Here is a 22,614-nt window from a genome sequence, read left to right as displayed (position 1 = left end):
GTGGTCATGACGTCTTCTGTTTCCCGGCGGGGGCTCCTCGCGGCGGCCGGCGCCGCCGGAGCGGCGGGTCTGCTGGGCGCCGGCGCGGGCAGTGCCTCGGCGGCCCCGGCGCGTGGGTCCGCGGCGCTGGTGGTGCACGGTGCGCGGGTGTTCACCGGTACCCCGGGCGGCGCGCCGGCCACGGCCGTGGCGGTCGGCCGCGACGGGCGGATCCTGGCGGTCGGCGGCGACTCCGAGGTGCGCCGGACGGCCGGGCGGGACACCGAGGTGGTCGACGGACGCGGCGCCACCCTGATGAGCGGCATCCACGACGGGCACGTGCACCCCCTCGGCGCGGGGGACCGGTCGCTGCGGCCCTCGCTGGAGGGAGCGGAGACCACGGCCGCCGAGCTGACGGAGATCCTCACGGGCTTCCTCGCCGACACCGGCGGCGCCGGGGCCGAGCCCGACACCTGGCTGGTGGTGGAGGACTGGAACCCGGTCGGGCTGCTGCCCGCCGGCACCCTGCCGCACCACGCGCTGCTGGACGCGCTGCCGACCCGGCGGCCGGTGGTGCTGGTCGGCGGCGACGGGCACAACCTGTGGGCGAGTCAGCGGGCGCTGGACATCGCCGGCATCACGGCCGCCACCCCCGACCCGGCGGGCGGCCGGATCGTCAAGGGCGCGGACGGGCAGCCGACGGGCGTGCTGAAGGACGACGCGCAGGACCTGGTGAAGCGGCACGTCCCGCAGCCCACCCGGGCCGAGCTGGTCGAGGCCTGCGCCAAGGTCCTGGCCCAGGCGGCGGCCTCCGGGGTGACGACGATGATGGACGCCCTGGTCGGGCGGCACGAACTGGAGCTCTACCAGGCGCTCTCCGCGGCCGGGCGGCTGCCGCAGCGGATCGTGCCGGCCATCCGGCTGGACGTGGAGCAGACCAAGGACCCGGCGGCGTCGAAGGCCTACGCACTGGGGCTGGAGCGGGAGTTCCGGGGCGTGGCCGGGCTGCGCTTCGGCACGGTGAAGGTGTTCCTGGACGGGGTCATCGAGTATCCGGCGCAGACGGCCGCGCTGCTGGAGCCGTACCTCGACGGCCAGGGCCGGCCCACCTCCAACCGGGGCGAGCTGTACACCTCGGCCGCCGACTACGGCCGGCTGACCGCCGCGTTCAACGGGATCGGCTGGCAGATGCACGCCCACGGCCTGGGCGACCGGGCCGTGCGCACCGCCCTGGACGGGTACGAGGCCGCCCTCCGGGTGACGGGCAGGCGCGACCTGCGCAACACGGTCGCGCACCTCCAGCTGGTGGACCCGGCCGACCTGCCGCGGTTCGCCCGGCTCGGGGTGGCCGCCTGCATGCAGCTCCAGTGGGCCTCCGCCGACACCTGGACGATGGAGGCCCTGCTGCCGTACATCGGGCCCGAGCGGCACCGGTGGATGTACCCGGCGCGCAGCCTGGAGCGGGCCGGCGCCCGGCTGACGGGTGGTTCGGACTGGCCGGTGGACGCCCTCCAGGTGTGGAACCAGCTGCGTACCGCCATCGACCGGCAGGGTGCGTACGGGGCGGGCGCCCTGCACCCGGAGCTGGAGGCGCTGAGCCGGACCTCCACGCTGCGGATGCACACCCTGGGCACGGCCTGGCAGCTGCGCCAGGACGGGCTGACCGGCACCGTGGAGCGGGGCAAGGCGGCGGACCTGGTGCTGCTGGACCGGGATGTGACGCGCTGCCCGGTGGCCGACATCAGCGGGACGCAGGTGCGGATGACCCTGGTCGGCGGACGCGTGGTGCACGACGCCGGCTCGGCGGCGGGCCGCGCGGCCACGGCCGGCCTGGCCCGCGGGGCGGCGGCCCCGCGCCCCGCCGCGTACGCGGCGGTCCACGGCGGGCGCCACCGCGCCTGCGGCTGCACGGGGCACTGATCCGGCGACGGGCCGCAGGGGTTCCTGAGGCGGGGGCACCAGGCCCTCGCCCAGGGCCGCGACCTGACGACCGGTAAGCCCGATATAGCACCCAACACCCGTATATCACCCATACGCGCCGCCCGATGCGATCACCATCTCATATCTGAGATACCGTGCACCCATGGCAGACGACTACCTCGTACGCATCGGCAAGCTCATCCGTGACGCCCGGCAGCACCGGGGCTGGACCCAGACCCAGCTCGCCGAAGCACTCGGCACCAGCCAGAGCGCAGTGAACCGCATCGAGCGCGGCAACCAGAACATCAGCCTTGAGATGATCGCCCGTATCGGTGAAGCGCTCGACAGCGAAATCGTCTCCCTGGGCTATGCCGGCCCGATGCACCTGCGCGTCGTCGGCGGCCGCCGCCTGTCCGGCGCGATCGACGTCAAGACGAGCAAGAACGCGTGCGTCGCCCTGCTGTGCGCCTCGCTGCTCAACAAGGGCCGCACGGTGCTGCGCCGGGTGGCCCGCATCGAGGAGGTCTACCGGCTCCTGGAGGTCCTCAACTCCATCGGCGTCCGCACCCGCTGGATCAACGACGGCGTGGACCTGGAGCTGATCCCCCCGGCCGTCCTCGACATGGACGCCATCGACGCGGAGGCGGCCGTCCGCACCCGCAGCATCATCATGTTCCTGGGCCCCCTGCTGCACCGCATGGACCACTTCCGCCTGCCCTACGCCGGCGGCTGCGACCTCGGCACCCGCACCATCGAGCCGCACATGATCGCCCTGCGCCGCTTCGGCCTGGACATCACCGCGACCGAGGGCATCTACCACGCCAAGGTCGAGCCGGGCGTCGCCCCCGGCCGCCCGATCGTCCTGACCGAGCGCGGGGACACGGTCACCGAGAACGCCCTGCTGGCCGCGGCCCGCCACGACGGCGTCACCGTCATCCGCAACGCCTCGTCCAACTACATGGTCCAGGACCTCTGCTTCTTCCTGGAGGCCCTGGGCGTCAAGGTCGAGGGCATCGGCACCACCACCCTCACGGTGCACGGCGTGCCGGTCATCGACGCGGACGTGGACTACTCCCCCTCCGAGGACCCGGTCGAGGCCATGAGCCTCCTGGCCGCGGCGGTCGTCACCGAGTCCGAACTCACCATCCGCCGGGTCCCGATCGAGTTCATGGAGATCGAGCTGGCCGTCCTGGAGGAGATGGGCCTGGACCACGACCGCTCCGCGGAGTACGTCGCCGACAACGGCCGTACCCGCCTGGTCGACCTCACGGTCCGCCCGTCCAAGCTCGAAGCCCCGATCGACAAGATCCACCCGATGCCCTTCCCCGGGCTGAACATCGACAACGTCCCGTTCTTCGCCGCCATCGCGGCGGTGGCCCAGGGCCAGACCCTGATCCACGACTGGGTGTACGACAACCGCGCCATCTACCTGACGGACCTCAACCGCCTGGGCGGCCGCCTCCAGCTCCTGGACCCCCACCGCGTCCTGGTCGAGGGCCCCACCCGCTGGCGCGCGGCGGAGATGATGTGCCCGCCGGCCCTGCGCCCGGCGGTGGTGGTCCTCCTGGCGATGATGGCGGCGGAGGGCACCTCGGTACTGCGCAACGTCTACGTCATCAACCGCGGCTACGAGGAACTGGCGGAACGCCTCAACTCGGTGGGCGCCCAGATCGAGATCTTCCGCGACATCTAGGCCACCGCCTCAGCGCCAAGAGGCCCCGCCGCGCCCCACCGGGAGCGGCGGGGCCTCGGTCTATGCCGGTGGAATATGACTCGAAACGGTCTGCCGGGGTGCGGGGCCGTCGCCGTCGGGCTCGTCCACTGCCGCCGCGACGCCGGCCGTGCCCAGCGCAGGCGTGTCCAAGCCGGCGGCCCGGCCCTCGAACGCCCCCTCGTATCCGGCTCCGGAGGAGACCAAGGAGTCCTCGGCCGTCTACTACAAGAACTGTGACGCCGCGAAGGCCGCCGGGGCGGCGCCCATCCGGCGCGGGCAGCCCGGGTACCGCGATGCCCTCGACCGGGACAAGGACGGCATCGCCTGCGACAAGTAGCCCGGCGGGCCGGGGGCGGTATTCGGCCGGTTGGCGGATAGGTGCTCGCCCGGGAGGGTGGCGGGCGGCAGAATCCACTCGTCGGTACGGAGTCGAGGGGGCGGCCATGGCAGTGCGGGCGAGTGTGGGGACAGGGGCGGGCAGGGGGGCGGCGTTCCCTGCCCTGGCGGGGATGCCGGGGCTCGGGTCGTTGCTCGACCTGAAGGCGGATTCCCTCGGCACCTATCTGCGCGCCCAGCGGCGCCACGGTGACGTGGTACGGATCGACGCCGGCCCGCCCGGGCTGCGCATGGAGCTGTACTGCGTGTTCTCCGCCGAGGGGGCCCAGCAGGTGCTGGCCTCGGAGTCGGCCAACTTCCGCAAGGACAACCCCTTCTACGAGGAGATCCGGGAGTCCTTCGGCAACGGCCTGCTGACCGCCCAGGACGCGGACTACCTGCGCCAGCGCCGGCTGGTGCAGCCGCTGTTCACCCGCAAGCGGGTGGACGGCTACGCCGGTGCGGTCGCCGAGGAGGCGGCCGGCACCCTGGCGTCCTGGGCGCGGGCGCGGGACGGGGTCGTCGACGTCTCGGACGAGATGATGCACCTGGCGCTGCGCGCGGTGTCCCGGATCCTGTTCGGGGCCGATACAGACGCCACCGTGGACGTCGTCCACCGGTGCTTTCCGGTCATCACGGAGTACGTCCTGCGCCGCGGCTACTCCCCCCTCAACGTCCCGCGCGGCTGGCCGACCCCGGGCAACCGGCGGGCTGCCGCCGCGATGGAGGAGCTGTACGGGGTCTGCGACCGGATCATCGCCGAGCGGCGGCGGGCGGGCGGAACGGACGGAGCGGATGGGGCGGACGGGGGCGCCGAGGATCTGCTGACCCTGCTCGCCGGGGCGCAGGGCTCGGACGGGGCGGCCTTCGACGCCGCCGAGCTGCGCGACCAGGTGCTGATCTTCCTGCTGGCCGGGCACGAGACGACCGCCACCTCGCTGGCCTTCGCCCTGCACCTGCTGGGCCGCCACCCCGAGGAGCAGGCCCGGGCCCGTGGGGAGATCGTCCGGGTCCTGGGCGACCGTACGCCGCAGGCCTCGGACCTCGACCGGCTGCCGTACCTCACACGGGTGCTCAAGGAGACGATGCGGCTGTATCCGGCCGCGCCGGTGATGGGCCGCAACGCGGTGGCCGCCAGCGAGATCGACGGGCACACCGTCCCGGCGGGCGCCACGGTGATCCTGGCCCCCTGGGTGACGCACCGCCACCCCCGCTACTGGAGCGACCCGGACCGTTTCGACCCCGACCGCTTCACGCCCGAGGCGGAGGCGGGCCGGCCCCGCTACGCCTGGTTCCCGTTCGGGGGCGGGCCGCGCGCCTGCATCGGCCAGCACTTCTCGATGCTGGAGTCGGTGATCGCGCTGGCGATGCTCCTGCGGGCGTACGAGGTCGAGACCGTGGACACCCAGGTGCCCCTGAGCGCCGGGATCACCCTGGAGGCCAAGGGCCCCATGCGGTGCCGGATCCGCCGCGTGGAGCCGTAGCCCCCACCGCGGTCGGCGCCGCCGCGGTCAGCGGTAGTCGTCGGGGTGGTCCTGCATCCAGGTGTCGATCTCGTCGCGGGCGGCGAGCAGTGCCGGCTGGTGCCTCTTGAGGTTCTCGAAGCCGTGGTCGGCGCCCAGCTCCTGGTCGAGCCGGGCGATCAGGGCGATCGGCTCGGGGAAGTGGCCGGGGCCCTTGGGGTCGGCCTTCATGGCCCGGTCCAGGCGGTGGAGTTCGTCGTGGACCCGGCCGAGGAAGTACGCGCAGTTGCCCGGGGTGCAGGAGTCGCCGAGAGTGGCCTGGAGGCCCGCGAAGGCGTCCCGCACCTGCTCCGGCTGCGGACCGGCGTCGGAGGCGGGAAGGGCGGGCGCCGGGGGAACGGAGTCGGCGGCCGGGCCGGCGGCGGATGTCTTCGGCCTCGGGCCGCCGCCGCTGCCGGTGTGGCTGCCGCCGCTGCCGCAGGAGGCGGTGAGGGCCGCCAGGGTGACGGTCACGGCCGTCACGGCGGCGCCGCGCAGGATGGGTCGGAGCATCGGTTTCCCCCCGGTGTTCGATGACCAGGCGACCCTACCCGCCGGATTCCCCCTGGACTCCCGCCGGGGTGTGATTGCCCTGCAGGCGCTCCAGGTCGGAGGGCCGGACCTGGATGGCGACCATCGCGATCAGCGCCCCGATGAGGGTGAAGGCCGCCGCCGCCACGAAGGCCGCGCCCACGCCCGAGGTGAGCACGAGGTCCGACCAGGGCCTGGGGAACTGGTGGGTGCGGGCGAAGAAGGCCTTCTGCTCGGGGGTGGAGCCGCGTACGAACGCCGGCGCCTGGTCCTTGGCCTCGTTGCGGCTGGCCGTGCCGAAGACGGTGACGAGGATCGACAGGCCGAGCGAACCGCCGACCTGCTGCATGGAGTTCAGGAGACCCGAGGCCGCGCCCGACTCCCGGTCGGGGACGTTCGACAGGGCCATCAGGGTCAGTGAGAGGAACTGCATGCCCATGCCGGTGGCGAAGACGATGATCGGGCCGAGGATGCTGCCCGGATAGGTCGAGTGGACGTCGATCCGCGTCAGCCAGGCCAGTCCGGCGGCGCAGCACAGCGCGCCCCCGACCATGAAGGGCTTGGGCCCGAACCGGGGCAGCAGCCGGGAGGTGAAGGTGGCCGACAGGGCCACCATGACGCTGACGGGCAGGAAGGCGAGGCCGGCCCGCAGCGGGCTGAAGCCGAGGACGTTCTGCACGAAGAGGGTCAGGAAGAAGAACATGCCGAAGATCGCGCAGGCGAGGAAGAGCATGATCCCGTAGGTGCCCGCCCGGTTGCGGTCGGCGAACATGTGCAGCGGGGTGATCGGCTGCTGGGAGCGGCGCTCGTTGCCGATGAACAGGGCCAGCAGCACCACGGCCGCGCCGAAGGAGCCGAGGGTGAAGGCGTCGGCCCAGCCGTCCTGGGAGGCGCGGATGAACCCGTAGACCAGCGCGACCATGCCGCAGGTGCCCAGCAGCGCGCCCACGAGGTCGAAGTGCCCGGGGTGGCGTTCGGACTCGTGCAGGACCCGGCGGGCCATCACGGCGATGAGCACGGCGATGGGGACGTTGACGAAGAGCACCCAGCGCCAGTTGAGCCATTCGACCAGCAGCCCGCCCGCGAGCAGTCCGATGGCGCCGCCGCCCGCGGAGACGGCGGCGAACACCCCGAAGGCCCGGTTGCGCGCGGGCCCTTCGCGGAAGGTGGTGGTGATCAGGGCGAGGGCGGTGGGGGAGGCGATGGCGCCGCCGACGCCCTGGAGGGCCCGGGCCGCCATCAGCTGGCCGGCGTTCTGGGCGAGCCCGCCGAGCAGGGAGGCCAGGCCGAAGAGCAGGACCCCGGAGACGAACACGCGCTTGCGGCCCAGGATGTCCCCGGTGCGGCCGCCGAGCAGGAGCAGGCCGCCGAAGGTGAGCGTGTAGGCGTTCACCACCCAGGAGAGGCTCTCGGTGGAGAAATTGAGTGCCGTCTGGATGTGCGGCAGGGCTATGTTCACGATCGTGATGTCGAGGACGACCATGAGCTGGCAGGAAGCGATGACGAACAGGGCCAGCCCGTTCCCCTTGCCGTTCCCGCCGTCGTTGCCGTTGCCTCGGACCGTGCCGCCGGTCCCGGTGCTGTGTGGCGATGCGTTCGGGTCCACCCGTCGACGCTACGCCCGCGCCCCAAGGGTCACCACTCGAATAGGTTAGGCTATGTGACATTTCACATGGCAGACTACGATCATGGACGATTTCCTCAGGCAATCCGCCGCGACGGCCCGGTTCACCCACGGCTCTCCCCGCGCCTTCTCCTTCGGCGACTCCGGCCGCCTCCTGTGGTTCCTGCGCTCGACGGGCCCCGCCGACGCCTTCGACAGCCTCTGGGTCCTGGACACCTCCACCGGCGCGGAAACCCTGCTCGCCGACCCCCGCACCCTCTCCCCCGAACCCGGCGAACTCCCCGTCGCCGAGCGCCGGCTGCGCGAGCGCACCCGGCTCGTGGCCGCCGGGATCGGCTCGTACGCCCTCTCCGGCGACGGCCTGCGCGCCGTCTTCCCGCTCTACGGCCGCCTCTACGAGGTCGCCTGCGACGGCGGCTCCGCGCCCGTACCGGTCCCCACCGCCGGCCCCGCCTTCGACCCGCGCGCCAACACCGACGGCTCGCGGACCGCGTACGTGGCGGACGACGTCCTGTACACCGCCCCCGGCGGCCGGGTCAGCCCCGACGACGGGGCCCGCTGGGGCGTCGCCGAGTTCGCCGCCGCCGAGGAGCTCGACCGCACCCGCGGCCACTGGTGGTCCCCCGACGGGGTCACGCTGCTCGCCGCCCGCGTGGACGAGAGCGCCCTCCAGCGGCGCCACTTCACCGACCCCGCCCACCCCGAGCTGCCGGGCGAGGACTTCGCCTACCCCGAAGCGGGCGGCCCCAACGCCGACGTACAGCTGTGGGTCCTGGGCCCCGACGGCGGCAGGGTACGGCTCGACTGGGACGCCGACGCGTTCCCCTACGTCTCCGACGCGGGCTGGGAGTCCGCGAGCGAGATCCTGCTCACCGTCCAGGACCGGCTCCAGCAGAACGTCCTCCTGCTCACCGCCGACCCCTCCACCGGCCGCACCCGCGAGCTCTCGCGCACCACGCACCCCCAGTGGGTGGACCCCCTCCCCGGCACCCCGGCCCGCCTCCCCGACGGACGCGTCCTCACCTGCGCCGATGTCGCCGACGGCGCGGCGCGCGGCCTCGCCGTCGACGGCAAGCCGCTCACCGGCGAGGGACTCCAGGTCCGCTGCGTGGCCGGCACCCACCAGGACCGGCTGCTGCTCGAAGGCGCCCTGCGCGACCCCTCCGAGCAGCAGGTGCTCCTCCTGGACCCCGCCACCGGCGAGCTCACCCCGCTCGCCGACGGCCCCGGCGTGCACGCGGTCACCGCCGCCGCGGCCGGCTCGCTGCTGCTGACCTCCGCCGACGCCGACGGCGTCCGCCGCACCCTGCGCACCGCCGACGGCCGCGAGCTCAGCCCCCGCGACCTGTCCGCGCCGCTGCCCTACCGGGTCGTACCGGCCCTGGAGCGGGTCACCGAACGGGGCATCCCCACCGCCCTCGTCCTGCCCCGCCACCACGTCCCCGGCCTGCGCCTGCCCGTCCTGATGGACAGCTACGGCGGCCCCGGCGCCCAGGACGTCAGCGCCGACCCCCGCCGCTGGCAGCACCGCCAGTGGTGGGCCGACCAGGGCTTCGCCGTCGTCACCGTCGACAACCGGGGCACCGCGAACGTCACCCCCGCCCACACCCACGCCATGTACCGGGGCTTCTCCGAGGTCACCCTGGACGACCAGGTCGCGGCCCTGCGGGCACTCGGCGCCCGCCACGGCGACCTCGACCTCGGCCGGGTCGGCATCCGCGGCTGGTCCTACGGCGGCTACCTCTCCGCCATGGCCGTGCTGCGCCGCCCGGACGTGTTCCACGCGGCGGCCGCCGGGGCCGCGCCGACCGACTTCCGGCACTACGACACGGCGTACACCGAGCGCTACCTGGGCCTGCCCCAGGAGCACCCCGAGGTGTACGAGCGGGACTCCCTGATCCCCGACGCGCCCCGGCTGACCCGGCCGCTGCTGCTGGTCACGGGCCTGGCCGACGACAACGTCCACCCCTCCCACACCCTGCGGCTGTCCCAGGCCCTCACCGACGCGGGCCGCCCGCACCAGCTGCTCGCGCTGCCCGGCGTCACGCACATGACCCCCGGCGGGGCGCGGGAGAAGATCATGGCGCTGGAGCTGGAGTTCTTCCGCCGCGAACTGGCCTCGTAGGCGGTCCGGACAGCGGAGAAGGGCCCCGTGGACGCCATCGTCCCCGGGGCCCTCCCTTCTTCCCGTGATCCCCGTCAGTCACCCGGGAAGTGACAGGCCACCTCTCGCGAGGCGGCGAGCTGCAGCAACGGCCGCTCGGTGCGGCAGATGTCCTGCGCCTTGGGGCAGCGCGGATGGAAGGTGCAGCCCGGGGGCGGGGCGGCCGGGCTCGGCGGGTCGCCGAGCAGCACGATCCGCTCGCGCCGCCGCTCCGCCGCCGGGTCGGGCAGCGGGACGGCGGACAGCAGCGCCCGGGTGTACGGGTGCTGCGGGTTCTCGTACAGGGACTTCTTGTCCCCGATCTCCACGATCCGGCCGAGGTACATGACCGCGACCCGGTCACTGACCCGCTTGACCACGGAGAGGTCGTGCGCGATGAACACGTAGGCCAGGCCGAGTTCGGCGCGCAGCCGTTCCATCAGGTTGACGATCTGCGCCTGGACCGAGACGTCCAGTGCGGAGACCGGCTCGTCGGCGATCACCAGCCGGGGGCTGGTGGCCAGCGAGCGGGCAATGCCGATGCGCTGGGCCTGGCCGCCGGAGAACTCGTGCGGGTAGCGGTCGATGTGTTCGGGGATCAGCCCGGTCAGCTCCATCAGCTCGGCGGCCCGCCGCCGGGCGTCGGCCGCGCTCCAGCCCTGGACCAGCAGCGGGTCGGAGATGATCCGGGCCACGGTCTGGCGGGGGTTGAGGGAGGAGTGCGGGTCCTGGAAGACCATCTGGATGTTCTTGCGCAGGGGCCGCAGGGCGCCCTGGGAGAGCCGGCTGATGTCGCGGCCCTCGAACTCGACGCTGCCGGAGGTGGGTTCCAGCAGTCGTACCAGCATCCGGCCGGTGGTGGACTTGCCGCAGCCGGACTCGCCGACGAGGCCGAGGGTCTGGCCGGGCTCCAGGTCGAACGAGACCCCGTCGACGGCCCGCACCGGCGCCGAGCGGCGCCCGGTCAGGCTGCGTTTGCCGGGGAAGGTCATCGTCAGGTCGCGGACCCGCAGCAGCGGCGCGGACGGCGGGCCCTCCCGTTCGGCGGCGGGGTTAGGGCGGGTGGCCGGGGCCGTCATCGGGACACCTCCGGGGCAGGGGCGGCGGCAGCGGGCACCGCGCCGGCGAAGTGGCAGGCCGCCAGCCGGTCGGGGGAGCCGTACGGGCGCAGCTCGGGCCGCTCGCCCGTGCAGCGGCCCGCGTCGTCGGCCGGGGCCGCAGCGGCGACCGCGCAGCGGGGGGCGAAGGCGCAGCCCGGGGCCGGGTGGAGCAGGGACGGCGGAGAGCCGGGGATGGACGGCAGGGGGAGGTCGTCGGCACTGTCGAGGCGGGGCAGCGAGTCGAGCAGGCCCCGGGTGTAGGGGTGGGCGGGATCGGCGAACAGGGCGTCGGCCGAGGCCTGTTCGGCGGCCCGGCCGCCGTACATGACCAGCACCTCGTGGGCGACCCGGGCCACCACCCCCAGGTCGTGGGTGATCATCACGACGCCGAGGCCGCGGTCCTGCTGGAGGCGGGCGATCAGCTCCAGGATCTGCGCCTGGACGGTGACGTCGAGGGCGGTGGTGGGCTCGTCGGCGATGAGCAGGTCGGGTTCGCAGGCCAGGGCCATGGCGATCATGGCCCGCTGGCGCATGCCGCCGGAGAACTGGTGCGGGTACTCCCCCGCCCGGCGGGCGGGTTCGGGGATGCCGACCTCGCCGAGCATGTCGACGGCCCGTTTGCGCGCGGCGGCCCGGCCGGCCCGGAAGTGGACCCGGAAGTGCTCGGCGATCTGCTCGCCGACGGTGTAGTAGGGGTGGAGGCTGGACAGCGGGTCCTGGAAGATCATGGCCACCTTGCGGCCGCGGACCTTGGCGAGCTCCTTCTCGGGCAGCCCGGTGAGCTCCTGTCCGGCGAGCCTGACGGAGCCCTTCACCTCGGCGCCGGCCCGGTGCAGGCCCATGACGGCGAGGGAGGTGACGGACTTGCCGGAGCCGGACTCCCCGACGATGCCGAGGGTGCGTCCGGCCTCGACGGTGAAGCCGAGGGAGTCCACGGCCCGTACGGTGCCGCGCGGGGTGGAGAACGTGACGCTGAGGTCGCGCACTTCGAGGAGGGGTGCTGCGGGGGCGCTGGTCATCAGTACCTCACCCTCGGGTCGATGACGGCGTACAGGAGGTCGACGACGAGGTTCGCGACGACGATGAAGAAGGCGGCGAGCAAGGTGACCCCGAGGACCACGGGCTGGTCGGAGCTGACGAGCGCCCCGTAGAACAGCCTGCCGATGCCGGGGAGTCCGAAGATGGACTCGGTGATGACGGCTCCGGCGAGCAGGCCGCCGAGGTCCATGCCGAAGATGGTCAGGATCGGGGTCATCCCGGAGCGCAGCCCGTGCTTGACGACGACGGTCCGCTCGGGCATGCCCTTGGCACGGGCGGTGCGGATGTACGGCTCGGCCATCGCCTCGATCATCGAGCCGCGGCTCTGCCGTGCGTACATGGCGGCGTAGAGCAGGGCCAGCGCCGTCCAGGGCAGCAGCAGGTTGCCGGCCCAGCCGAGGGGGTCGGAGGTGAGCTCGTGGTAGCTGGGGTAGGGCAGCAGCCCGGCGATGCGGATCACCCCGTAGATGAGCATGACGGAGGTGAAGTAGACGGGCAGGGAGGCGGCGGCGACGGCGCCGACCATCAGGGCCTTGTCGGTGGCGGTGTCCTTGCGCAGGGCGGCGGTGACGCCGGCGCCCAGGCCGAGCAGCAGCCACAGGACGGCGGCGCCGAAGGCGAGGGAGGCGGAGACCGGCAGCCGGTCCATGAGCAGGTCCCAGACGGGCAGCGAGTTCTCGTAGGAGTAGCCCAGGCAGGGGAAGTCGCACTGGACGGCGTACTGGCCGGTGCCGAGGGTGCGGCCGGTGAAGATGCCGGTGAGGAAGTGGGTGAACTGTTCCCAGACGGGCTTGTCGAGGCCGAGGTATTCCCGTACGTCGGCGAGCCGTTCGGGGCTGCAGGTCTTGCCGCAGGCCGCGGCGGCCGGGTCGGTGGGCAGGACGTAGAAGATCAGGAAGGTGACGGCGGCGATGGCGAGGAGCACGCCGGCCAGGGCGAGCAGCCGGCGCAGGAGGTAGAGGATCAACTGCGGCCGCCCCTCGGGTCGAGGATGTCGCGCAGGGCGTCGCCGAGGAGGGTGAAGGCGAGGACCGCGAGGAAGAGGAAGACGCTCGGGATGACGAAGTACATCGGGTCGGTCTCGTAGAAGGCCACGGACTCGGCGATCATCTGGCCCCAGGAGGGGGTGGGCGGGCGGACGCCGACGCCGAGGTAGCTGAGGGCGGCCTCGGTGCTGATCATTCCGGGGATCAGCAGGGTGGTGTAGGCGATGACGGGGCCCGAGACGCCGGGGAGGATGTCGCGGGTCAGGATCCGCCAGGCGCCGGATCCGCCGACGCGGGCGGCGTCGACGTACTCGCGGTGTTTGAGGGAGAGGGTCTGGCCGCGGACGACGCGGGCGACGCCGGGCCAGCCGAAGAGTCCGATGACGGAGGTCATCAGCACGATCCGGTTGACGTCCTTGGCCACCGACAGCATCGCGATCATGAAGATGAGGGAGGGGAAGGACATGGTGAGGTCCATGAGCCGGGACAGGACGGCGTCGGTGCGGCCGCCGAAGTAGCCGGCCGCGATGCCGGCGGCGGTGCCGGCGAGGACGACGATGGCGGTGGCGGCGAAGGCGATGAGCAGGGAGACCTGGGCGCCGTGGACGACGCGGGCGAACAGGTCGCGGCCGGTGACGGGTTCGACGCCGAGCCAGTGCTCGGGGCTGATCCCGCCGAAGGAGCCGAGCGGCTGGCCGCCGAGGTAGGGGTCGATGGCGGACTTGTCGAACTCCTCGGGGGACCAGCCGCCGAGCGCGCCCAGCCAGGGCGCGGTCAGGGCCATCAGGACGAAGAGGAGGACGACGCAGAGGCTGACGCGGACGGCCGGGCGGCGGCGCAGTTCCCGCCGGGCGAGCTGCCAGGGGCTGCTGCCCGGGGGGACGTCCTTGGCCGGCGCCCCGGCCGGGGCCGCCTCGGGGGCGGCGCCGGGTGCGGTGGTGGTCATGGTGTCTTCCGGTCCCGGATTCCTCAGCCCTGGCTCTTCGAGGGGTCCTTGAGGCCGACGGTCCCGTAGTCGACGGTGCCGGTCCACACGGGGTGGCCGTAGGCGCCGGCGATGTTGGGGCCGACGAGGAGCGGCTTGCGCTCCAGGAGGACCGGGATGGACGGGGCCTTCTTCATGACCTCGGCGTCGAGGTCGATCCAGGCCTGGTTGGCCTGCTTGGCGTCGGCCATGGCGTTGATCTCGTCGATCCGCTTCATGGTGGCGTCGTCTCGGAACTGGGAGTAGTTGCCCTGGTTGCCCTTGTCCTTGATGGTGCGTCCGTCGAAGACGAAGGGGAGCCAGGTGGAGCCGGAGGGGTAGTCGGGGCACCAGCCGGTGTAGGTCATGTCGGGGGTGGTGGAGAGGTCGCCGATGACGTCGTAGTAGGCGCCGGGGTCGACGGTGTCGATGACGACCTCGACGCCGGCCCGGGCCAGGCCCTGCTGAAGGGCCTCCGCCTTGGCCTTGTCGCCGGTGGAGACGGAGAGGGAGACCTTGAGGTGCTCCTTGCCGGCGGCCTTGAGCAGCTCCTTGGCCTTGGCGGGGTCGCCGGAGGCGGGGATCTTCAGGGTGTCGGCCTGCTTGCCGCCGGTGAGGGCGGGGGGCAGATAGGCGGTGGCGACCTCGTTGAGGGCGGGGCCGCCGGCGGCGGTGATGACGGCGTCCTTGTCGACCGCGTACTGCATGGCCTCGCGGACCTTGGGGTCGTTGAAGGGGGGCCGGGAGTTGTTCAGGTGGAGCATGGTCGTACAGCCCTGGGACTCGGCGAGCAGACGGGCCTTCACGTCGGGCTTGGGCAGGACCTTCGGGGCGCTCTCGGGGCGCATGTTGAAGTACTCGATGGCGGAGGCGTCGGCGCCCTCGCCGGCGATCAGCCGGTCGTCGATCTGGCCGCCCTTGAGGCCCATGACGACGACGAACTTGTCCGGGTAGGCCTTGCGGACCGAGTCGGTCTTCTGGTCCCAGTGCTCGTTGCGGACCAGGACCAGCTTCTTGTCGCGCTCGTAGGACTCGATCTTGTACGGGCCGGAGGAGAACGGACGGGAGTCGTACTGGGTGCCCTTCTCCTGGGACTGCGGTACCGGGGCGAAGGTGGGCAGGGTGGCGGTCTGGGAGAACTCGGCGACGGGGCGCTTGAGTTCGAAGACGATCGTGCGGTCGTCGGGGGTCTTGACCGAGTCAAGGTGCTGCCCCTGGAGGGGGCCCTTGTAGCCCTCGGTGCCGGCCAGGTACTGGGCGGCGTAGTCGGGGCCGCCGGTGAGGTCGGGGGCGAAGGAGCGCTCGACGTTGTACTTGATGTCCTGGGCCTTGACCGGGCTGCCGTCCTCGTACTTCAGGCCCTCCTTGAGGGTGAAGGTCCAGGTGCGGCCGCCGTTGGAGGGGGTGCCGAGGTCGGTGGCCAGGTCGGGGACGAGCTCGCTGCCGCCCTTGCCGGGCTCGGCCTTGAAGGTGACGAGCGTGCGGTAGAGCAGGCGGGTGCCGAAGTCCATGGCCGGCATCACCCAGTTGCGGGCGGGGTCGAGGTGGGAGAAGTCCTGGTTGGACAGGACCGTGAGGGTACCGCCCTTCACCGGGGTGCCTCCGAGGGTCTTGCCCTCGTTGGCGGCGGCGGGGTTGGCACCGCCCTTCCCCTCGGAGTCCTTCTTGGGGTCGGAGCAGCCCGAGGCGCCGAGTGCGAGCGTCGCCACCAGGGCGGTGGCGAGGGCGAGTTTCGTGCGCTTGGTCATGGGTCACTCCAGAGAAGGGCCGCGCTTTAGGGTGTGACCGGTAACATAGTAATGTGAAATTGTACTGACAACCCTTTGTCGCCGCCGTTATCCAGCCGTGTCCAAAACCGTTGCACCACACGGGAGTTGGGCCGCACACCGGGGCCACGGCCGGAACACGGCGAAGCCGCCGGGCGGTTGCCCGGCGGCTTCGTGACACGAGGGGCGGCCCCTAGAGGCCGGAGCCGAGGCCGCCCTGCGGCCGGCCCACCGGTTCGTCGCGGCCCTGGGCCCACAGGGAGCGGACGTGGCCGAGGTGGCGGACCATGCACGCCTCCGCCGCCTCCGCGTCGCCGGACAGCATCAGATCCAGCAGCTCCAGGTGCTCCTCGGCGGAGGAGACCAGCTTGCCCGCCTCGTCCAGGCCCGTCAGCCCGTACAGCCGGGAACGCTTGCGCAGGTCGCCGACGGTCTCGACCAGGCGCTCGTTGCCGGCGAGGGCGAGCAGGCTGAGGTGGAAGCGGCGGTCCGCCTCCAGGTAGCCGATGAGGTTGTGCTCGCGGGCGCTGGTGACGATCTCCTCGGCGATCGGGCGCAGCGCCTCCAGCTGCTCGCGCGTGGCCGAGCGGGCGATCCGGCCGATGGTCGGCACCTCGATCATCGTGCGCAGCTCGGTGTACTGGTCGAGGTCGCGCTCGCTGACCTCGGTGATCCGGAAGCCCTTGTTGCGGACCGGCTCGACCAGGCCCTCACGGGCCAGGTCCAGCATGGCCTCGCGCACGGGCGTGGCCGACACGCCGAGCTCGGCGGCGAGGCCCGGCGCCGAGTAGACGCTGCCGGGGCGCAGCTCGCCCGCTATCAGCGCGGCACGCAGAGCGTGGCCGACCTGGTCGCGCAGCCGTTCCTGGGCCTTGATGAGACTGTGCTGCTTCAGGTCACCCATTGCTCTTCCTCCGAGACCCCGCACACCACCGACGTGCGGAGGAACAGCGTACAATGTCACGTTTCGCTGTTCGCTCCGGCCGCGTGGTAGATCGCCACCGCGACGGCAAGATCTTCCCAGGCCATGCCCACGCTCTTGAAGAGCTGTGGACAACTCTGCCGTCCTCCGGGGGAATTGCGTCCCGCGACCAGGTCGGCCAGGGTGGCGCTGATATGACCGGGACCGATCGCCCCCTCGGCCTCCGGGATCAGCAGGTCCCCCGCCTCGCGCAGCGCCGCCGCCCGCGACTCCACGTACACCGCCGCCCGTCGCACGAGGGCGGTGTCCGTCTCCCGGGCGTCCGGCTCGTGCGAGCCGACGGCGACCACCACCGCCCCCGGGGCCACCAGCCGCCCGTCGAAGAGCGGCGCACGGGCGGTGGTGCAGCACAGCACCAGGTCCGCGCCCGCCACGTCATCGGGCGTCCCGGTACGGGCCGGGACGCCCCGGGCCCGCGCGTGCGCGGCCAGCTCCCCGGCGCGCCCGGGGTCGCGGGCCACGACCACCGCCTCCGCGAGCTCCCGCAGCTCCAGGACCGCTTCGAGGTGCCCGTACGCCTGCGGGCCCGCGCCGAAGACCACCAGCCGCAGCGGGCGGCCCGGCGCGGTGAGGTACCGCAGGGCCAGGGCGGAGACCGCCGGGGTGCGCAGGGCGGTCAGGGCCGCACCGTCGAGGAGGGCCAGCGGGCGCAGGGTGGGGCCGTCCAGGAGCAGGTAGCTGCCGGTGATCCGGGGCAGCCCGAGCGCCGGGTTGCCCGGGGCCACCCCGGCGACCTTCACCCCGGCGTAGGCGCCCGACGCGGCCGGCATGAGCAGGAGTTCGCCGCCGGGCGCGGCCACGCTGGTGCGCTGCGGGCAGGCCTCCGGGTCCAGCCCGGAGCGCAGGGCGCCGGCCAGGGCGTCGGCCGCCTGCGCGGTGGTGAGCAGGCCCGCCGTCCGTGCGGCGTCCAGCTGGAGGAGGCCCGTCACAGCAGGAAACCCGCGCCGAGGGCGTCGTACGGGTCGACGGTGAAGGCGTGCTCCCCCGTGCGGTAGGCGGTGCCGGTGACCTCGGTGACCCCGCCCTGGAGGATCCGGCCGGTGAACACCGTGCCCGTCACCGACTCGTGCAGCAGGTCCTCCCCCGCCCCCAGCCGGCCGTCCTCCGCGAGCAGGGCGAGCCGGGCGGAGGTGCCGGAGCCGCAGGGCGAGCGGTCGATCTGTCCGTCGGCGAAGACGGTGACGTTGCGCTGGTGCGGGCCGAAGGGGGTGTCGGGCAGCTCCTCGAAGAGGACCACCCCGTAGACGCCGGAGAGGAGCGGGCCGTCCGGGTGCCAGGTCGCCGGGTGGGTGGCGAGGGCGGCGCGGATCTCCCGTCCGGCGCGGACCAGTTCGGGCAGGGCGGCGCGGGTCACCTCCAGGCCGAGGTCGCGGGCGCGGACCGAGGCGTAGCAGGCCCCGGCGTGGGCGATGTCCACCTCGGCGATGCCCAGGGTGGTGGCCACGGGGACCTTCCGGGCACCCACCCGGGCCGGGACGTTGCGGAAGGTGACCCCGCTGGTGCGGCCCTGGGCCCGGTGGACGGTGGCGCAGACCCGGCCGGAGGGCACGTCGATCCGTACCTGGACGTCCCCCTCGTCGGGGGCCGCGACCCGTCCGGAGTCCACGGCCCAGGCCCCCAGGGCCATGGTGCCGTGGCCGCAGGCGGTGGAGTAGCCGTCCTTGTGCCAGAACAGCACCCCGAAGTGGGCCCCGTCGTCGTCCGGCGGCACCACGAACCCCCCGTACATGCCGGCGTGCCCGCGCGGCTCCTGAACCAGCAGGCGCCGTACCTCGTCCAGCGGGCCGCGCAGGGGCGCGGTGCCGGAGCCGCCGGGGCCGATGGCGGTGGCGCAGCGCTCGGCGACGGTGTCGCCGGGGACGGGGGGCAGGCCCTCCGCCACGATCCGGAAGGGCTCGCCGGCGGTGTGGTAGTCCACCGTGCGGACGGTGGTCGGGGCGGTCACAGGAGGAACCCTCCCGGGAAGGGGTCGGACGGGTCGAGGAAGTACTGGGCGGTGCCGGTGATCCAGGCCCGGCCGGTGACCGTGGGCACGACGGCCGGGCGCCCGCCGACGGTGGTCCGGGCGGTCAGGCGGCCGGTGAACTCGGTGCCGATGAAGGACTCGTTGACGAAGTCGGTGTCCAGCGGCAGCAGGCCCCGCGCGTGCAGCTGGGCCATGCGCGCGCTGGTCCCCGTACCGCAGGGCGAGCGGTCGAACCAGCCGGGGTGGATGGCCATGGCGTGCCGGGAGCGGCGGGCGTCGGAGCCGGGGGCGGCGAGGTAGACGTGCTTGACGCCGGAGATGGAGGGGTTCTCGGGGTGGACGGGCCGGTCCGGGGAGGCGTTGACCGCGTCCATGACCGCCAGTCCGGCGGCGATCAGGTCGTCCTTGCGGGCCCGGTCGAAGGGCAGGCCGAGGGCGTCCAGTTCGACGAAGGCGTAGAAGTTGCCGCCGTAGGCCAGGTCGTAGGTGACCTGGCCGAAGCCGGGGACCTCGGCCTTCAGGTCGAGGCCGACGCTGAAGGAGGGGACGTTGGTGAGGGTGACGGCGGTGGCGGCGCCGTCCTCCACGTGTACGTCCACGCTCACCAGCCCGGCCGGGGTGTCGAGCCGCACCGTGGTGACCGGCTCGACGACCGGGACCATGCCGGTCTCGACCAGGACGGTGGCCACCCCGATGGTGCCGTGCCCGCACATGGGCAGCAGGCCCGACACCTCGATGTACAGCACGCCGAAGTCGGCGTCGGGCCGGGTGGGCGGCTGGAGGATGGCACCGCTCATCGCCGCGTGGCCGCGCGGCTCGTACATGAGCAGCGTGCGGACGTGGTCCATGTGCTCGATGAAGTGGAGCCGCTTCTCCGCCATGGTGGCACCGGGGATCACCCCGACTCCCCCGGTGATCACCCGGGTCGGCATGCCCTCGGTGTGGGAGTCCACCGCGTGGTAGACGTGGCGTGTGCGCATCAGGTCGCCCCTCCGGCCGGTCGCTGGTTCGTGCTGGGTGGCTGGGTAGCCGGGTGACTAGTTGAGGCCCTCGGCGAGGGCCTTCTCGGTGGCGGCGCGCACGGCGGCCTCGGTCTCCCCGGTGAGCGGGAAGCGCGGGGGCCGGGTGGCACCGCCGGGGCGGCCGGCCAGGTCCATGGAGAGCTTGATGGCCTGGACGAACTCGGTCTTGGAGTCCCAGCGCAGCAGGGAGTGCAGGGACTTGTAGAGCGGCACGGCGGTGGCGGTGTCGCCCGCGACGGCGGCCCGGTAGAGGGCGGCGCAGGAGCGCGGCAGGGCGTTGGGGTAGCCGGCGATCCAGCCGACGGCTCCGGCCAGGGCCAGTTCGAGGAGGACGTCGTCGGCGCCGATGAGCAGGTCCAGGCCCGGGGCGAGTTCGGCGATCTCGTAGGCGCGGCGGACGTCCCCGCTGAACTCCTTGACGGCGACGATGCTGCCGTCGGCGTGCAGGCGGGCGAGGAGCGAGGGGGTCAGGTCCACCTTGGTGTCGTACGGGTTGTTGTACGCGACCACCGGAAGGCCCGCGCGGGCCACCTCGGCGTAGTGGGCGCGGACGGTCTCCTCGTCGGCGCGGAAGGCGTTGGGGGGCAGGAGCAGGACGGAGCCGGCGCCGGCCTCGGCGGCCTGGTCGGCCCAGCGGCGGGCCTCGGCGCTGCCGTACGCCGCCACGCCGGGCATGACGCGGGCGCCGTCGCCGGCGGCCTCGACGGCGGTACGGACCACGCGGGCGCGCTCCTCGCCGGTGAGGGTCTGGTACTCGCCGAGGGAGCCGTTGGGCACGACGCCGTCGCAGCCGTTGGCGATCAGCCAGGCCACGTGTTCGGCGTAGGCGTCGTAGTCGACGGACAGGTCCTCGCGCAGGGGCAGGCAGGTGGCGACCATGATGCCGTGCCAGGGGCGGGTACGGGTGTCGGCGGCGGTGTCGGCGGAGGGCGCGGGGGTGGGCGCGTCGGTCATGGAAGGACTCCCTAGTGTGGTGTGTGACATTTTACTAGTGGGTGTGGATCGGCCACAAGAGGCCGGTCAGGGGTTGGTGAAGGGAAGTTGACGGAGGGAAGCCGGCGGGGCGCGGGCCTTTCACGGACCCGGCGGAGCCGGCTCCGTCGGGGGCAGTGCGGCCAGGTGGCGCAGCGGGACCGGGCAGGAGAACGGGCGCCGGTCCGGGGCGGGAGCCTCGCCGGCCAGGGCGGCCACCGCGGGGCCGCACATCCGGCCCTGGCACCAGCCCATCCCGGCCCGGGTGAGGAGTTTGACCGTACGGGCGTCCCGCGCCCCCAGCTCCTCGGCCGCCTCGCGGATCCGGCCGGCCGGGACCTCCTCGCAACGGCACACGTCGGTCTCCTCGCGCAGCCAGTCGGTCCACCCGGAACCGGGGCGGTGCGCGGCGGCCATCGCTGCGGCGAAGGCGCGCAGCCGGGCGCGGCGGCGGGTCAGGGCGGCGGGGACCGGCCGGCCGGCGATCGCGTGGGCGGCGATCTCTCCCTCGGTCAGGGCCAGTTGGGCCCCGCCGATGCCGCCGGTCTCACCGGCCGACGAGATGCCCGGGACGGAGGTGCGCTGGGCGGCGTCCAGTTCCAGGGCCACCGTGCCGTCGGGGGCCTGGAGGGTGGCGCAGCCGAGGCCGGTGGCCAGCTCCAGCTGGGGCACCAGGCCGTGGCCCACGGCGAGGGCGTCGCACGGGATCCGGCGGGCGGTGCCCGGCAGCGGGCGCCAGTCCTTGTCGAGGCGGGCGATGGTGACGGCCTCGACGCGGGTGGTGCCGTGCGCCTCGGTGACGGCGTGCCGGGTGAGCAGGCGGATGCCGTGGCGCAGCAGGGCTCCGCCGTACGTGGCGCCTTCGGCGAGTTTGGCCGGGTTGCGCAGCAGGGCGGGGGTCTGGGGGGCGTACGCCGTGTACGAGGCGGCCTCCACGACGGCCGGGACGGTGGCTCCGGCGGCGGCGAGGGAGCCGGCCACGGCGAGCAGGAGCGGGCCGCTGCCGGCCACCACGACACGGCGGCCGGGCAGGACGAGGTTGTTCTTCAGCATGGCCTGGGCCCCGCCGGCCCCGACCACGCCGGGCAGGGTCCAGCCGGGGAAGGGGAGCTGGCGTTCGTAGGCGCCGGTGGCGAGCAGGACTCGACGGGTGCGGAGAGTCGTCGGGGTCTCGTCGGGGGCGTGGCCGGCGACCGCGTGGAGGGTCCAGGTGCCGGGCTCGTCGGCCGGGACCACCGTCCACACGTGGTGCCGGGGGAGGTAGGTGATCCGGCCCGCGGCCTCGTGGGCGCGCAGGGCCGCCTCGCGGGTGGTGAAGGCCCGCCAGTCGTGGTGCAGGGCCTCGGGGCGGGTGGCGCCGAGGGAGGCGGCCGGGTGGCGATAGTACTGGCCGCCGGGGCGTTCCGCGGTGTCGAGGAGGGTGACGCGCAGGCCGAGCCGCGCGGCGGTGACGGCTGCGGCGAGGCCGGCGGGGCCGGCGCCGATGACCGCCAGGTCGGTGGTCGCCGTGAGGGCGGCGGGGTCAGACGGCGAGGTCGGCATGGCCGGTGCCCTCCTGGGTGGTGACGGTGTCTCCGGGGCGGGCCGGGACGAGGCAGGCGCGCTGGTTGGGGCGGCCGTTGACGGTGACGAGGCAGTCGTAGCAGGAGCCGATGCCGCAGAAGGCGCCGCGGGGGGTGCCGCCCTGGCGGGTGCTGCGCCAGGCCAGGATCCCGGCCGCCCAGAGGACGGCTGCGACGGTCTGGCCCTCCTGGGCGGGCAGTTCACGGCCGTCGAACGCGATGGGGTACGTGGCCGCCGGGCTGCCGCCGACCAGCTCGCGGGGGCTGCGCATCAGGGGGCTCCTCGGGGGGTGGGGTGTTCGGGTGTGCGGTTGCCCTGGCCGGGCGTTGGGGGGGTTGGGAGGGGTCGGTGCCTTTGCCCTGGCCGGGCGTTGGGGGGGTGGCCGGGGGCGGGGACGGGGTGGGGTGTCGTCCGGGGCGGGCTTCGATGTTCGGCGCTCCGAGCCGGATCACTGCTGTGGGTCGGTA

General features: G+C 73.5%; 19 protein-coding genes. 5 read left to right on the top strand and 14 right to left on the bottom strand.

Annotated elements, in window-relative coordinates; genetic code table 11:
• Positions 1 to 6: 6 nt before the first annotated feature.
• The 4 genes from B4U46_RS27055 (at position 7) to B4U46_RS27040 (ending at position 5,472) form a co-directional block, all read left to right on the top strand.
• On the top strand, positions 7 to 1,899 hold the full coding sequence (locus B4U46_RS27055; RefSeq protein WP_079430261.1) for an amidohydrolase: 1,893 nt from the start codon (positions 7 to 9) through the stop codon (positions 1,897 to 1,899).
• A gap of 163 nt (positions 1,900 to 2,062) precedes the next feature.
• The gene (locus B4U46_RS27050) at positions 2,063 to 3,592 is read left to right on the top strand and encodes a helix-turn-helix domain-containing protein (RefSeq protein WP_079430260.1); all 1,530 of its coding nucleotides are present in this window, start codon (positions 2,063 to 2,065) and stop codon (positions 3,590 to 3,592) included.
• 148 nt (positions 3,593 to 3,740) lie between these two features.
• Positions 3,741 to 3,950, top strand: a complete 210-nt coding sequence (locus B4U46_RS27045; RefSeq protein WP_079430259.1) for an excalibur calcium-binding domain-containing protein — start codon at positions 3,741 to 3,743, stop codon at positions 3,948 to 3,950.
• A gap of 172 nt (positions 3,951 to 4,122) precedes the next feature.
• The gene (locus tag B4U46_RS27040; RefSeq protein ID WP_237293136.1) at positions 4,123 to 5,472 is read left to right on the top strand and encodes a cytochrome P450; all 1,350 of its coding nucleotides are present in this window, start codon (positions 4,123 to 4,125) and stop codon (positions 5,470 to 5,472) included.
• A 27-nt stretch (positions 5,473 to 5,499) separates the two neighbouring features.
• Here the strand turns inward: B4U46_RS27040 and B4U46_RS27035 are convergent, their stop codons facing one another.
• Together B4U46_RS27035 and B4U46_RS27030 are read right to left on the bottom strand one after the other, a co-directional pair.
• Positions 5,500 to 6,003, bottom strand: coding sequence for a hypothetical protein (locus B4U46_RS27035; RefSeq protein WP_079430257.1), 504 nt, complete (start codon positions 6,001 to 6,003; stop codon positions 5,500 to 5,502).
• 34 nt (positions 6,004 to 6,037) lie between these two features.
• Positions 6,038 to 7,504 carry an MFS transporter gene (locus tag B4U46_RS27030; RefSeq protein WP_079432002.1) on the bottom strand — a complete coding sequence of 489 codons (1,467 nt, stop codon included), beginning with the start codon at positions 7,502 to 7,504 and terminating at the stop codon, positions 6,038 to 6,040.
• Positions 7,505 to 7,709: 205 nt separating this feature from the next.
• On the opposite strand from B4U46_RS27030, the gene B4U46_RS27025 reads away from it, so the two are divergent.
• A complete protein-coding gene (locus B4U46_RS27025; RefSeq protein WP_079430256.1) occupies positions 7,710 to 9,770 on the top strand; it encodes a S9 family peptidase in 2,061 nt (686 codons plus the stop codon).
• A 74-nt stretch (positions 9,771 to 9,844) separates the two neighbouring features.
• Here B4U46_RS27025 and B4U46_RS27020 read toward each other — a convergent pair whose 3' ends face one another.
• The 12 genes from B4U46_RS27020 to B4U46_RS26965 form a co-directional block, all read right to left on the bottom strand.
• Positions 9,845 to 10,867, bottom strand: coding sequence for an ABC transporter ATP-binding protein (locus tag B4U46_RS27020; RefSeq protein WP_079430255.1), 1,023 nt, complete (start codon positions 10,865 to 10,867; stop codon positions 9,845 to 9,847).
• Positions 10,864 to 11,907 (bottom strand): ABC transporter ATP-binding protein, encoded by a 1,044-nt coding sequence (locus B4U46_RS27015; protein WP_079430254.1) that lies wholly within the window; start codon positions 11,905 to 11,907, stop codon positions 10,864 to 10,866. The genes B4U46_RS27020 and B4U46_RS27015 overlap by 4 nt, the downstream gene beginning before the upstream one ends.
• Positions 11,907 to 12,893, bottom strand: coding sequence for an ABC transporter permease (locus B4U46_RS27010; RefSeq protein WP_079430253.1), 987 nt, complete (start codon positions 12,891 to 12,893; stop codon positions 11,907 to 11,909). Before B4U46_RS27010 ends, B4U46_RS27015 begins: the two co-directional genes overlap by 1 nt.
• The gene (locus tag B4U46_RS27005) at positions 12,890 to 13,858 is read right to left on the bottom strand and encodes an ABC transporter permease (RefSeq protein WP_079430252.1); all 969 of its coding nucleotides are present in this window, start codon (positions 13,856 to 13,858) and stop codon (positions 12,890 to 12,892) included. Before B4U46_RS27005 ends, B4U46_RS27010 begins: the two co-directional genes overlap by 4 nt.
• A 23-nt stretch (positions 13,859 to 13,881) precedes the next feature.
• On the bottom strand, positions 13,882 to 15,624 hold the full coding sequence (locus B4U46_RS27000) for an ABC transporter substrate-binding protein (RefSeq protein WP_079430251.1): 1,743 nt from the start codon (positions 15,622 to 15,624) through the stop codon (positions 13,882 to 13,884).
• A 211-nt stretch (positions 15,625 to 15,835) separates the two neighbouring features.
• A complete protein-coding gene (locus B4U46_RS26995; protein WP_079430250.1) occupies positions 15,836 to 16,546 on the bottom strand; it encodes a GntR family transcriptional regulator in 711 nt (236 codons plus the stop codon).
• Positions 16,547 to 16,602: 56 nt separating this feature from the next.
• Positions 16,603 to 17,553 carry an ornithine cyclodeaminase family protein gene (locus B4U46_RS26990; protein WP_237293135.1) on the bottom strand — a complete coding sequence of 317 codons (951 nt, stop codon included), beginning with the start codon at positions 17,551 to 17,553 and terminating at the stop codon, positions 16,603 to 16,605.
• Positions 17,550 to 18,569, bottom strand: a complete 1,020-nt coding sequence (locus B4U46_RS26985) for a proline racemase family protein (RefSeq protein WP_167747609.1) — start codon at positions 18,567 to 18,569, stop codon at positions 17,550 to 17,552. Before B4U46_RS26985 ends, B4U46_RS26990 begins: the two co-directional genes overlap by 4 nt.
• Positions 18,566 to 19,570, bottom strand: a complete 1,005-nt coding sequence (locus B4U46_RS26980) for a proline racemase family protein (RefSeq protein WP_079430249.1) — start codon at positions 19,568 to 19,570, stop codon at positions 18,566 to 18,568. Before B4U46_RS26980 ends, B4U46_RS26985 begins: the two co-directional genes overlap by 4 nt.
• 57 nt (positions 19,571 to 19,627) lie before the next feature.
• On the bottom strand, positions 19,628 to 20,566 hold the full coding sequence (locus B4U46_RS26975) for a dihydrodipicolinate synthase family protein (RefSeq protein WP_079430248.1): 939 nt from the start codon (positions 20,564 to 20,566) through the stop codon (positions 19,628 to 19,630).
• A 120-nt stretch (positions 20,567 to 20,686) separates the two neighbouring features.
• Positions 20,687 to 22,126 (bottom strand): NAD(P)/FAD-dependent oxidoreductase, encoded by a 1,440-nt coding sequence (locus B4U46_RS26970; RefSeq protein WP_079430247.1) that lies wholly within the window; start codon positions 22,124 to 22,126, stop codon positions 20,687 to 20,689.
• Positions 22,107 to 22,418: a (2Fe-2S)-binding protein gene (locus B4U46_RS26965; protein WP_079430246.1), complete on the bottom strand. Its 312-nt coding sequence runs from the start codon at positions 22,416 to 22,418 to the stop codon at positions 22,107 to 22,109. The genes B4U46_RS26970 and B4U46_RS26965 overlap by 20 nt, the downstream gene beginning before the upstream one ends.
• Positions 22,419 to 22,614: the final 196 nt, after the last annotated feature.

Source organism: Streptomyces katrae, from assembly GCF_002028425.1.
Classification (GTDB): Bacteria; Actinomycetota; Actinomycetes; order Streptomycetales; family Streptomycetaceae; genus Streptomyces; species Streptomyces katrae_A.
This window is presented reverse-complemented; position numbering and strand designations above follow the sequence as displayed.